General features: G+C 70.4%; 7 protein-coding genes. All 7 read right to left on the bottom strand.

Going from position 1 to position 13381, the window contains the following annotated elements; all coding sequences use genetic code 11:
* Positions 1 to 73: 73 nt before the first annotated feature.
* Positions 74 to 505 (bottom strand): hypothetical protein, encoded by a 432-nt coding sequence (locus EDD28_RS07205; protein WP_123738984.1) that lies wholly within the window; start codon positions 503 to 505, stop codon positions 74 to 76.
* Between the two features lie 115 nt (positions 506 to 620).
* A complete protein-coding gene (locus EDD28_RS07200; RefSeq protein ID WP_123738983.1) occupies positions 621 to 3044 on the bottom strand; it encodes a glycoside hydrolase family 3 N-terminal domain-containing protein in 2424 nt (807 codons plus the stop codon).
* 393 nt (positions 3045 to 3437) lie between these two features.
* Positions 3438 to 5870: a glycoside hydrolase family 3 N-terminal domain-containing protein gene (locus EDD28_RS07195; RefSeq protein WP_123738982.1), complete on the bottom strand. Its 2433-nt coding sequence runs from the start codon at positions 5868 to 5870 to the stop codon at positions 3438 to 3440.
* Positions 5871 to 6204: 334 nt separating this feature from the next.
* A complete protein-coding gene (locus tag EDD28_RS07190) occupies positions 6205 to 8601 on the bottom strand; it encodes a glycoside hydrolase family 3 protein (protein ID WP_123738981.1) in 2397 nt (798 codons plus the stop codon).
* Positions 8602 to 8896: 295 nt separating this feature from the next.
* On the bottom strand, positions 8897 to 11329 hold the full coding sequence (locus tag EDD28_RS07185) for a glycoside hydrolase family 3 protein (RefSeq protein ID WP_123738980.1): 2433 nt from the start codon (positions 11327 to 11329) through the stop codon (positions 8897 to 8899).
* A gap of 272 nt (positions 11330 to 11601) precedes the next feature.
* A complete protein-coding gene (locus EDD28_RS07180; RefSeq protein ID WP_123738979.1) occupies positions 11602 to 12423 on the bottom strand; it encodes an ABC transporter permease in 822 nt (273 codons plus the stop codon).
* Positions 12420 to 13208: an ABC transporter ATP-binding protein gene (locus EDD28_RS07175; protein WP_211339134.1), complete on the bottom strand. Its 789-nt coding sequence runs from the start codon at positions 13206 to 13208 to the stop codon at positions 12420 to 12422. Before EDD28_RS07175 ends, EDD28_RS07180 begins: the two co-directional genes overlap by 4 nt.
* Positions 13209 to 13381 lie beyond the last annotated feature (173 nt).

Below are 13381 nucleotides of genomic sequence, written 5' to 3'. Positions count from 1 at the left end.
GGACGGGTGCCTCGCGCTCACGGTGTGTGCGCGGGGCACCCGGTCCGGACGAGATCGGGTGATCGGGCGAGCGTCAGCTGGCCTTCTCGGTGATGTTGCCGTCCTGGTCGATGACCCAGGTCTGGCCCGTCGCGGCGGAGTCGCCGTCGATCGTGAACTTGCCGTCCTTGATGTCGACCGTGCTCTGGATGCGCGAGGCAGCCTCGGAGAACGAGTAGGGCACCACGAGGAGGCCGTACTTGACCGTCGGGGCCTTGACGTCGCTCGCGAGCATGATCTGGCTCCAGCTGTCGTCCTCGGCGAGGGCGTCCAGCACGGCCTGGCGGGCGTTCTGGAGGTCCTCGGCGATGTCCGACTCCGAGGCCGCCGGGGCGTCCTCCGACGAACCGCCGTCGCCACCCGTCGTGCCGCCGTTGCTGTCGCCGCCGCAGGCCGCGAGGCCGAAGGCCCCACCGGCAACCAGCGCGAGCCCGGCAACCGAGCTCAGCAGTCGCTTCGTGTTCACTGCATCCTCCTCGAGGGGTTGTGTGGCCACGGGACCACCCCGTGGCCTGCTCCGGGCGACAGCGGGGTGGTCCCACTGTCGCCCGGAGCGGCTTGCTGCGGCGTCTCCGTCAGGATCAGGAGATCGGGCCGCTGTAGTTCAGGCCGAAGCCGTAGTCGTACGCGTTGCCGGCGGAGTCCGTGTAGGGCGTCATGTCCTTCGGGACGTCCTCGAACTGGGCCTCGACCGTGTCCATGTTCGCGGGGAACTGGATCGGCAGACGGCCCTGGGGCTCGTACAGGCCCAGCGCCACCTCGAGGATCGCCTGGTCGTTGGTGCCGAAGCTCACGACGATGGCGTTCGACTTGCCCTCGAACTCGGCCGGGATGACCGGGTTGACGGCCTTGAGGACCGTGATGACCGGGATGTCCTTGCCGCTCGCCTCGACGGCCGCGGTGGCCCGCTCGAAGGCGTCGAGGTCGGCCTCGTTCGCGATCCGCGACGTGTGGCCGAAGTAGGACCGGTTCTCGACCGTGCCGTCGGGCAGGAGGTCACCGCCGATGGACGTCTGGCGCACGTTCGCACCGTCGGCCGTGTAGGGGCGGTACTGCAGCGAGAACGGGTACCACTCGCCCGTCTCCTTGTCCTGGCCGGAGGCGGTGAACGGGTCGCCGTTGTTCGGGCTGTTGAGCCCGACCAGCACGAGGTCGACGTCGGTGAGGTCGGGAGCCGTGTACTCCGTGACCACGCCGTCGGCGTCCGTGACGGCCTCGTCGGTGACGACGGTGCCGAAGAACTGCTCGGCGACCTCGATCGTGAGACCCGGACCCTCGGTGTACTCGCCCGGGCCGAACAGGCCGTCGAAGCCGGTGTCGTACGAGCGCGGGATGTAGACCGTCTTGTCCTTCCAGGACTCGGCGTCGGACGCGGCGATGGCGCCGTCGTTCTTCAGCATGACGACCGAGTCGAGCTGCGCGGCGTAACCGGCCGCCACCTTGTCGTCGCTCGCGAGGATCGACTTGGACTCGTCGAGGTCGAGGAACGGGTCCTCGTACAGACCCGGGTTGAACAGCATCGCGAGGATGCGCTCGCCGGACTCGCGGAAGCGGGTGTCGGCGTCCACGTCGACCTCGCCAGCCTCGAACTTCTCCTGCCACAGGTCGTGCGCCTCGAGGATGTAGGTCGCGTCGTTGACGCCACCGAACATGTCGTGACCCGTCCCGAGCACCTTGAAGTAGCGCTCGGCCGGGGTCAGGTCCTCGGCGCCCCACGCCATGCCGAACATCGCGCCCTCGTCGGTGGAGCCGGACATGACGCCCCAGTCCGTGACGATGACGCCCTCGTAGCCGTTCTCCTCGCGCAGGATGTCCATCCGGCCCTGGTCGTAGGCGGTGCCCATCCGGTCGACGCCGAGCAGCGGCTGGCCGTTCGCGTCGAGCGCGATCGAGTAGGCGGTCATGACGGACGCGGCGTCGAGCGAGCCGAGGAACGGCTGGGTGTGCTCGGCAAGGTTGCCGCCCGGGTAGACGCCGTACTTGCCGACGTAGGTGTGCGCCTCGCGGCCACCCTCACCCGGGCCGTCGCCCGAGAAGTGCTTGATCATGGCGTTGACCGACTCCGAGCCCCAGACGTCCTCGCCGCCGGTGCCCTGGAAGCCCTTCACGTAGGCCTGCGTGAGCTCGGTGACCTGAGCGACGTCCTCACCGAACGTGCCGCCGACGCGGAGCCAGCGCGGCTCGCTCGCGAGGTCGATCTGCGGGCTGAGGGCCGTCGTGATGCCCAGCGCGCGGTACTCGGCCGAGGCCATCTCGCCGAAGTTCTGCGTGTGCTCGGCGTTGAACGTCGCGGCGAGACCGAGGTTGGAGGGCCAGCGCGAGATGTCGGCGCCTGCGGCGTTGTAGCCGCCGGAACCGGCCGTGGAGCGCGGGTCGGAGCTGAAGTTGACCGGGACGTAGGGCGCGTCGGCCGTCGCGAGCGTCTCGACGTACGCCTGCATCTCGTTGACCCACGGCACCGTGGCCGCGGCGTCGGAGCCGGCGGCGTTGAGGACGTTGCGGAGGTTGGACTCCTCCAGGTAGGTCTTCTGCGCGTCGGTGAGGCCGTCCTGCGGGGCGCGCTCGTGCGAGCTCCACAGCATGAGGCCGGCGATCTGCTCGATCGACAGCTCCTGCGCGAGCGACTCGGCGCGGGCCGACGTCTCCTGGCGCCAGTCCTCCCACGTGTCCAGCGTCCCGTTCGCGTTCATGTCCTTGAACGCGTAGGTGAGGTCGCCGTCCTTTTCCTCGAGCAGCTCGATGCCGCTCTCGGAGCCGTAGGACAGCTGCTTGCCCTCGCCCGGGTTGGTCACCCGGATGAAGGTGGTCTTGCCGTCGCTGATCTCCTCGGTGGAGTAGCTGTTGGGGTCGTTGTTGGCGGCCTCGCTGGTGGTCTCGGACGCGCTCGCGTCACCGCTGGGGGTGTCGCTCGGCGACCCCGTGCAGCCGGCGAGCACCATCGCAAGCGCCGCGGTGAGCGCGGCCCCCGCCATGACGTGCTTGACCGTCGGTCTCCCGATCGTCATCGTGTCTCTCTTCCTTCGTCTGGCGCACCCGTTCGACCGTGTCGAGATCGAGCCGCCGTGGAACCCACCGCCGGACGACTTCCTAGTCGCACCCGGCAGCCACGACCACTGTGGCGTGTGACTCGTAGGCAACCAGTCGGCGACGTTCCCGTGGGGGCCATCTGCACAACCTGTCGGTTCCGACGCACAACCTGTCCGCGCCCACGATCCGCACCAGTCCGCCGTTATCGAACCGTGATCCAGTCGTGATCGGGGCGTGATCCCGACCCGGTCGGGGCCGGGTCGGCCTCCGCTCGAAGGCCCCTTTCGGGACGCCCCCCTCCGATACCGGGGTAGGTCCGATCGCGTTTCGCGACCCAGCCCACCCCGGTATCGGAGGTCTGGCCGGGCGGGCTAGGAGATCGGGCCCGCGTAGCTCAGGCCGAACCCGTAGTCGTACACGTTGCCGGCCGAGTCGGTGTACGGCGTCATGTCCTTGCCGACGTCCTCGAGCTGGGCCTCGACCGTGTCCATGTCCGCCGGGAACTGCATCGGCAGGCGCCCCTTCGGCTCGTACAGACCCAGCGCCACCTCGATGAGCGCGGCGTCGCTCGTGCCGAACCCGACGACGATCGCGTCCGACGCCGCCTCGAACTCCGCCGGGATGACGGGGTTGATCGCCCGGATCACGGTGACGACCGGGATGTCCCGGCCGCTGGCCTCGACCGCCGCCGTTGCCCGCTCGAACGCGTCGAGCATCGACTCGTTCGCGATCCGCGACGTGTTGCCGGCGTAGGAGCGGTTCTCCTGCGTGCCGTCCTCGAGGAGGTCACCGGAGATCGAGACCTGGCGCACGTTCGGGCCGTCCGCCGTGTACGGGCGGTACTGGAGCGAGAACGGGTACCACTGGTCCGACTCGGCGTCATACCCCGAGCCGGAGAAGTTGGTGCCGTTGTTCGGGCTGTCCATGCCGACCAGGACGACGTCGACGTCGCTCAGGTCGGGGGCGGTGTAGCCGATCACGTGCCCATCGGCGTCGAGCTCCGCCTCGTCCGTCACCACGGTCCCGACGTACCCCTCGGCGACCTCGACCGTCAGCGTCGGACCCTCGAGGTACTCCCCCGGTCCCGTCGCCGACGCGAAGCCGACGTCGTAGGCGCGCGGGACGTAGACGGTCTTGTCCGTCCAGTCCGCCGCCTCGGACGCGCCGATCGTGCCGTCGTTCTTCAGCATGACGACGGAGTCGAGCTGCGCGGTGAAGCCGGCCTCGACCTTGTCGTCGCTTGCGAGCACCGCGAGCGACTCGTCCATGTCGAGGTAGGCGCACTCGTACAGACCCGGCTTGAGCATGAGGGTGAGGATCCGGGCCGCCGACTCGCGGAAGCGGGTGTCAGCGTCGACGTCGACCTCCCCGGCCTCGTACTTCTCCTGCCACAGGTCGTAGGCCTCGAGGATGTACGTCGCGTCGTTGACGCCACCGAACATGTCGTGGCCGGTGCTCAGGACGGTGAAGTACCGCTCGGCGGGCGTCAGGTGCTCGGCGCCCCACGCCTGACCGCTGGTCGCGGGCTTGCCGTCGGCGCCGGTGTCGCCGATCGCGCGCATGACGCTCCAGTCGGTGACCACGACGCCGTCGTACCCGTTCTCCTCGCGCAGGAGGTCCATCCGGGCGTGGTCGTACGCCGCGCCGGTCCGGTCGCCGCCGAGGATCGGCTGCCCGTCGGCGTCCAGCGCGATCGAGTAGGCCGTCATGACGGACGCTGCGTTCAACGAGCCGAGGAAGGCCTGCGTGTGCTCCTCGAAGTTCCCACCCGGGTAGACGCCGTACTTGCCGACGTCGCGGTGCGACTCGCGGCCGCCCTCGCCCGGACCGTCGCCGGCCCAGTGCTTGATCATCGCGTTGACGGACTCGGCGCCCCACGCGTCCGTTCCCCCGGTGCCCTGGAAGCCGTCGACGTACGCGGCCGTGAGCTCCGTGTTCTGGTCCGCGTCCTCGCCGAAGGTGCCGCCGACGCGGAGCCAGCGCGGCTCCGTCGCCAGGTCGATCTGCGGCCCCAGCGCGGTCGCGATGCCCAGCGCGCGGTACTCGGCCGAGGCCATCTCGGCGTGCTTGACCGTGTGCTCGGGGTCGAACGTCGCCGCGAGGCCCAGGTTCGAGGGCCAGCGCGAGATGTCGTCGCCGTCGGAGTTGTACCCGCCGGACCCCGCCGTCGAGCGCGGGTCGGAGCTGAAGTTCACCGGGACGTACGGAGTGCCGTCCGTCGCCAGCGTCTCGACGTAGGACTGCATCTGGTTGACCCACGGGATGATCGCCGCGGCGTCGTTGCCCGCGGCGTTGAGCACGTTGCGCAGGTTCGACTCCGACAGGTAGGTCATCTGCGCGTCCGACAGCCCGTCCTGCGGGGAGCGCTCGTGCGAGCTCACGAGCATGAGGCCGGCGATCTGCTCGGCCGACATCTGCTGCGCGAGGTCGGCCGCGCGCTCGGACGCGTCCAGACGCCAGTCCTCCCAGGCGTCCAGCGTGCCGTTGCCGTTCATGTCCTTGAAGGCGGAGGTCGCGTCGCCGTCCGCCTCCTCCAGGATCGCGACGCCGCTCTCGGCGCCGTAGCAGAGCCGGGGGCCGTCGCCGGGGTTCTCGACGATCGTGAACGTCGTGGTCCCGTCGTCGACCTGCCGGGTCTCGAAGGGGCCGGTCTCAGCTGCGCTCGTCGTGCCGTCCCCGCTCGGGTCCTGGCTCCCGGTCTCACCCGGTGTCCCGGTGCACCCGGCCAGCACCAGCGCGAGCGCACCGCTCAGGGCGGCTCCGGCGAGGATGCGGCGTCGAGGTGTCGATCTCCCGATCGTCATCGTGTCTGTCTCCTTCGTCTGGCGGTCGGCGGACGGCGCCGCCGACGACCCTCTGGCTCACCCGCCGGGCCGGTGCCCCCGTGCACGTCCCGACGCACCCCGTCGCGGGGTGTCCCAGCAGGCAATCAAGAAAAACAGAGCGAGTGGTCACATTGTCGACAACCTGTCGATATTCGTGCACGACCTGTTCCACCCCATGACCGGATCGCGACCCGGAGGTCGGATCGCCACCACCGCCAGCCGCCGCCCGGCCCGCTCCCCCCTCCGACAACGGGGTGGGCCCGATCGCGTCTCGCGATCGAGCCCACCCCGTTGTCGGAGGTTCAGCCGGGCGCTAGGAGATCGGGCCCGAGTAGTTCAGGCCGAACCCGAACTCGTAGGTGTTGCCGGCCGAGTCGACGTAGGACTCCACGTCCTTCGGGACGTCCTCGTAGGAGCCCTCGACGGCGTCCATGCTGGCCGGCAGGCCGATCGGCAGGCGCGCCGCCGGCTCGTGCAGACCAAGGGCCACGTCGAAGTACGCGGACTGCGCCACGCCGTAGCCGATGAGGATCGCGTCGGACAGCGCCTCGAACTCCGCCGGGATGACGGTGGAGTGGTCCATCATGACCTCGCCCGTGCGGATGACGGTGATGAGCGGGATGTCCTTGCCCGACGCCTCGATGGCCGCGGCGGCGCGCTCGATCGCGTCGAGGTCGGCCTCGTTCGAGATCTGGCTCGTCTGCCCGAGGTACGACCGGTTCTCCTGCGTCCCGTCCGCGAGCGCGTTGCCCGCGATGGAGGTCTGGCGCACGTTCGGGCCGTCGGCCATGTACGGGCGGTACTGGAGCGAGATCGGGATGTAGGTGCCCGTCGCCGCGTCGAACCCGCCGAACAGGCCACCCTGCTGCGGGGGCTTGATACCGACGACGGTGACGTCGACGTCGCTCAGGTCGGGCGCGGTGTAGCCGACGACCTTGCCGTCGGCGTCGAGCTCGACCTCGTCGGTCACGACGGTGCCGAAGTACTCCTGCGCGACCTCGATCGCGAAGGTCGGGCCCTGGGAGTACTCGGTGCCGAGCATCGGGTTGTCGAAGCCGAGGTCGTAGGACTGCGGCACGTAGACCGTCTTGTCCGCCCAGTCGCCGGCCTCGGCCGCCGCGATCGCGCCGTCGTTCTTCAGCATGACGACGGAGTCGAGCTGCGCCTGGTACCCGGCGTCGATCTTGTCCTGGCTGCCGATGACCTCGGTCGAGTGCTCGAGGTCGACGTACGGGTTCTCGTACGCGCCGTTGTTCATGATCATCCGGACGATCCGCTCGGCGGAGGCGCGGAACCGGGTCTCCGCGTCGACGTCGACGACGCCGTTGCCGGCCTCGAAGTCCGCCTGCCACAGGTCGTACGCCGCCTTGACCGGCGCGAGGACGTTGTTGCCGCCGAACATGTCGACGTCGGACTGGATGACGGCGTAGTGCCGCTCCTCCTCCGTCGCGGTCTCCATCCCCCACGGGCCGCCGAACGCCTCGATGTCGTGCGTGACGCGCCAGTCGGTCATGATGACGCCGTCGTAGCCGGCGTCGCGCAGCAGGCCGACCTTCTCCTTGTCGTACGCGGTCGCGACCTTGTCGCCGAAGGCGGCCGAGCCGTCGGCCGCGATCCCGATCGAGTAGGACAGCATGACGGCGCCGGAGTCGAGCGTCGACTTGAACGGCTCGAAGGAGCCCTGCTCGTTGCCGCCCGGGTACACGGCGAACTTGCCGATGTCCGTGTGCGACTCGCGGCCACCCTCACCCGAGCCGTCGCCCGGGAAGTGCTTCGTCGTCGTCGCGACGGACGACTCACCCGACTGGAAGCCCTCGACGTACGCGGCGCCGAGCTGACCCGTGAGCTCCGGGTCCTCGCCGAACGTGCCGTTGTTGCGGGACCAGCGGGGGTCGGTCACGAGGTCGATCTGCGGGCTCAGCGCCATGTTGATGCCGAGCGCGCGGTACTCCTCCGACGCCATCTGGCCGAACTGCAGCACCGTCTCCGGGCTGAAGGTCGCCGCGAGGCCGAGCGAGTTGGGCCAGACCGAGATGTCGGTGACGGCCGAGGCCGTGTAGCCGCCGGCAGCGTCGGAGCGCGGGTCGGAGCTGAAGTTCACGGGGACGTAGGGCTCGTCCTCGCTCGCCAGGCCCTCGACGAACGCCTCCATCTCGTTCACCCAGGTCACGCTCGGCGCGATCTGGTTGTCGGCAGCGTTGAGCACGTTGCGCAGGCGGTCGTCGGACAGGTACGTCTTCTGCGCGTCGGTCAGGCCGTCGGCGGGCGAGCGCTCGTGGGAGCTGAACAGCATGAGGCCCTGGATCTGCTCGACCGAGAGCTGCTGCGCGAGGTCGGCCGCGCGCTCGGACGCATCCAGACGCCAGTCCTCCCAGGTGTCCAGCTCGCCGTTGCGGTTCATGTCCTTGAAGGCGTAGGTGAGGTCGCCGTGGGTGACGTCGAGCAGCTCGATCCCGCTGTCCGGGCTGTAGGACAGCGTCTTGCCGCCGTCCGGGTTGGTGACCTCGACGAAGGTCGTCTTCCCGTCGTTCACCTCCCTCGTCGAGTAGGTGTTCTCGTCCCCCGCCGTCGTCCCCGACGCGGACGCGCTCGCGCCGTCGCTCGGGTCCGTTGACGGCGTCGACGTGCAGCCGGCGAGCACCAGCGCGAGCGCGCTCACGAGCGCTGCTCCCGCCAGGACCGGCCTGACCGACCCTCGTGCGATCGTCATCGATGTCTCCTTCGTCCCGACACGACCACGGTGGCGTGTCTCGGTGCCCTCCACTCGACCACTCGGCGGCGCGGTCGGCCCGCGGCGCGGGACAACCTGTCGTTTCCGGGGCACAACCTGTTGGTGCTGGTCATGGGCGATATCGCATCGTTATCCGATCGTGATCGAACCGTGATCCGGCGCGGGCGGGGCGGGCGCGGGCGCGGCACCGGCGCCCGACTCCGATACCGGGGTGAGCCCGATCGCGTATCGCGACTGAGGTCACCCCGGTATCGGAGGGGACGGACCGGCCGGGCTAGGAGAGCTGCTCGCCCGAGCAGCTCAGACCGAAGCCGAGGTCGTACGTGTTGCCCTGGGAGTCGACGAACGCGGCGACGTCCATCGGCGTGTCCTCGAACGACCCCTCGACGGCGTCCATGTCGATCGGGAACGCCATCGGCAGCCGGCCGGCCGGCTGGTGCTGACCGGTCGCCACGTCGAGCAGCGCCTGGTCGGAGACCCCGAAGCCGACGAGGAGCGCGTCCGCCCGGGACTCGAACTCCGCCGGGATGAACGGGTTCGTCGCCTTGACGACGGCGATCACCGGGATGTCCTTGCCCGTGGCCTCGACGGCAGCGACGGCCCGGTCGAACGAGTCGAGGTCGCCCTCGTTGCTGATCCGCGAGGTCTGGCCGAAGTAGGAGCGGTTCTCCCGCGTCCCGTCCGGCAGCAGGTCGCCCGAGATCGAGACCCGGCGCACGTTGTCGCCGTCGGCCGTGTAGGGGCGGTACTGCAGCGAGATCGGGTAGTAGTGCCCGGCCTCGGTGTCGTACCCGGGGGCCGTGTGGTAGATCCCGTTGTTTGGCGAGTGCATGCCGACGAGGACGAGGTCGACGTCGCTGAGGTCCGGCGCCGTGTAGCTGATGACGTTGCCCTCGGCGTCGAGCTCGGCCTCGTCCGTCACGACGGTGCCGAAGTACTGCTCGGCGAGCTCGAGGTCGACGACCGGGCCCTCGGTGGGCACGGCCGGGCTGAACCAGGTCGACATGCCGGCGTCGAACGTGCGCGGGATGTAGACGGTCGCGTCGGAGTAGTCGACCGGCGCCGCGCAGGAGACCGCGTCGCCGGTGTTCTTGAGCATGACGACGGAGTCGGCCTGCGCGTTCGCTGCCGCCTCGATCTTGTCGGGGCTGCCGAGCACCGCCTTGGAGCTCTCCAGGTCCAGGAACGGGTCCTCGTACAGGCCCGTGCGGATCACCATCGTGAGGATGCGGGCGCCGCTCTCCTCGAACCGCGTGCGCGCGTCGACGTCGAGCTCACCGGCCTCGTGGGCGGTCTCCCAGAAGTCGTACGCCTCCATGACGGGGCCGACGGCCGTGTTCCCGCCGAACATGTCCATGCCGGCCTTGAGGATCTCGAAGTGGCGCTCGCCCTGGGTCAGCTCGTCGACGCCCCATGCGGTGCCGTACGGCGAGTCGGGGTCGCCCGAGCCGCCCGAGGTGATCGCCCAGTCGGTCACGAGGACACCCTCGTATCCGTGCTCCTCGCGCAGGATGTCGATGATGTCCTTGACGTAGGCCGTGCCGCGCTCGGAGCTGAACATGGGCTGGCCGTCGCCGTCGAGCGTGATCGAGTACGACGTCATGATGGCCGCGGAGTCGAGCGAGCCGAGGAACGGCTGGAGGTGCTGGTCGAAGGAGTCGCCGGGGAACACGGCGTACTTGCCGGTCTGGTAGTGCGACTCGCGCCCGCTCTCGCCGGCGCCGTCGCCCGGGAAGTGCTTGATCATGGCGTTGACCGAGCCGGTGCCCCAGCCGGCGTCGGGGCCGGTGCTGTCGGGGTCGTCCTGGTAGGACTCGACGAACGCGGCCGTCATGTCGGTCACGAGGTCGGTGTCCTCGCCGAACGTGCCGTACACGCGCGACCAGCGGGGGTCGCTCGCGAGGTCGATCTGCGGGCCGAGGAGCGTCGTGATGCCGATGGCGCGCAGCTCCTGCGAGCTCATCTCACCGAACTCGCGGACCAGCTCGGGGTCGAACGTCGCGGCCATGCCGAGCGACGACGGCCACTGCGAGACGTTCTCGGCCTGCGAGTACGCCACCTGGTTCGTGGCGTCGGAGCGCGGGTTGGAGGCGAAGTTCACCGGGACGTACGGGGTGTCCTCGGACGCGAGCGTCTCGACGAACGCCTGCATCTGGTTCACCCACGTGACGTTCGCGGTGACGTCGTTGTTGCCGGCGTTCTGCACGTTGCGCAGGTGGCTGGTGGTGAGGTAGTCGCGCTGGTTGTCGCTCAGTCCGTCGATCGGCGAGTTCTCGCCGCTGCTGAACAGCATGAGGCCGGCGATCTGCTCCGTGGAGAGCGACGGGACGAGGGCGGCGGCCCGCTCGGCGGCCGGCACCCGCCAGTCCTCCCAGGTGTCCAGCTCGCCGTTGCCGTTGAGGTCCTTGAACGCGTAGGTCAGCTCGCCGTCGGCGACGTCGAGCAGCTCGATGCCGCTGTCCGGGCTGTAGGACAGGGTCGCGCCATCACCCGGGTTGGTCACCCGGACGAACGTCGTCCTGCCGTCGCTGATCTCCTCGGTCGAGTACGACGTCCCGTCGCCGGCGTCCGCCGTGCCCCCGGACGTCGACGGGGTCGACCCGTCGTTCGGCGTGGAGGTGCAGCCGCTCAGCACCATCGCCACGGCGCCGAGCAGCGCCGTCCCCGTCAGGACGGGCCTCGCGACCCTCGATCTCCTGATCGTCATCGTGTGTCTTCTCCTTCGTGTGGCGCGACCGCGGATCGTGCCCGCTGGCGCCGTTTGAGGTCTCGGCCGGTCGCGCCCCCACGCACGTCCCGCCGGCCACGCCGCGACGGCGTGTACCAAGCACGCAATCAGGTCGCGGCGCGGCGGACGCGGTGCTCACGCACAACCTGTCGGTTTTCGTCGACAACCTGTCGAACGGCGACCAGTCGGGTGACCGCTTGGTTGGGGCACGCTCAGCGGCGCACGGCCGGCGTCAGCGGCGGCGGCCGGCGTCAGCGGCGGCGGCCGCCGCCGGGGGCGCCGTAGAAGTGCCCGACGACGAGCCGCTCGGCCACGCCGAACACCGTGAACACCACGACGCCGAACAGTGCCGTCAGCCCGACCGCGGTGAGGAGCACCGCCATGTCGAGCCGCAGCGTGTAGACCCGCAGCAGCCCGCCGATGCCGACGGCGCCCTGCTGGAAGAAGAAGTCGCCGACGATCGCGCCGATGACGGACAACCCGGCCGCCGAGCGCAGCCCGGTGAACATCGACGGCACGGCCGCCGGCAGCTCGAGTCGCGTCAGCCGCTGCCACCGCGTGGCGCGGGCGAGCGTGAACAGGTCGTGCGCCGCGGGACTGGGGCCGGAGGTCAGCCCGAAGAACGTCATCGAGATGACCGGGAAGATCGCGATGATGACGGCGACGACCACGCGAGCCGGGATGCCGTAGCCGAACCACACGCCGATGAGCGGCGTCAGCGCGAGGATCGGGACGGTCTGCAGGATGACCGCGTAGGGGTAGATCACGCGCTCGACCCACCGCGACTGGCTCATCGCGATCGCCCAGGCGGCCCCGAGCGCGACCGCGATCGCGAGGCCGGCGAGCGAGACCATCGTCGTGCGGCCGAGCGCCTCGAGCATCGGCTGCATGACGCTCGGCCGGCCGAGGGTCGCGACCACCTCCCACGGCGGCGGCAGCAGGAACCGCCGGTCGGGGTCGAGCAGGACGAGGCTGACGTAGGTCCAGATCCCGCCGAGGACGACGACGGCCACGACACCCGAGGCGACCGACGCGACCCACTCGGGCAGGCGGCGCGGCGCGCGGGCGGTCATCGGGTGACCCCCGCTCGGGGGTCGTCGCCGATCGAGGCGCCCGCGGACTCCAGCCGCCCCGACACCTCGCCGACGAGCGCCGCGAACTCGGCCGTGTAGCGCAGCTCCGGCGCTCGCGGGTGCGCCCACGGGACGACGACCTCGTCGGCGATCCGGCCGAGCCCCATGACCAGGACGCGGTCGGACAGGTACACCGCCTCCGCGACCGAGTGCGTGATGAAGAGCGCGGCGAACCGCGCCGCGGCGAAGAGGTCCTGCAGCAGCACCTGCAGCGACAGCCGGGTCAGCTCGTCGAGCGCGCCGAAGGGCTCGTCGAACAGCGCGAGCTCCGGCTCCGACACGAGCGCGCGGGCGATCGAGACCCGCATCCGCATGCCGCCGGAGAGCTGGCGCGGCCGCTTGGCTCCGGCGTCGGACAGCCCGACCGACGCGAGCGCCGCCTCGGCCCGCGCGCGACGCTCCGCCGCCGGGACGCCGCGCAGCTCGGGCAGGAGCTCGACGTTGGAGCGCGCGGTGCGCCACTCCAGCAGCGTCGCGTCCTGGAACACGAACCCGAGGTTGGCGCTGGCCGCGGCCGATCGCTCGACGTCGCCGTCGGTCGGCGTCTCCAGCCCGGCGGCGATCCGCAGCGCCGTCGTCTTGCCGCAGCCGCTGGGACCGACGAGGCTCACCAGCTCGCCGGGGTCGACGGTGAACGAGACGTCCTCCAGGGCCCTCGTCCCGTCCTCGAACACCTTCGTCACGTGGCGCAGCGCGAGGGCTGGGGTCGAGGGGCCGGCGGGCACGGGGCAAGCCTATGCGCCCGGGCCACCCGGGCCGGAGCGGGCCAGGAACGGTGCCCCGGCGAGGCCGGACCGGCGCCCGGGCGAGGCCGGAACCGGGCCTGGCCCGGGCCCGGGCTGGTCGGGGTTCGGGCGGATCCGTCGCCGGTCCCTTAGGTTGGAGTCCTCCCATCCCT

This window comes from Salana multivorans, assembly GCF_003751805.1.
GTDB lineage: Bacteria > Actinomycetota > Actinomycetes > Actinomycetales > Beutenbergiaceae > Salana > Salana multivorans.
This window is presented reverse-complemented; position numbering and strand designations above follow the sequence as displayed.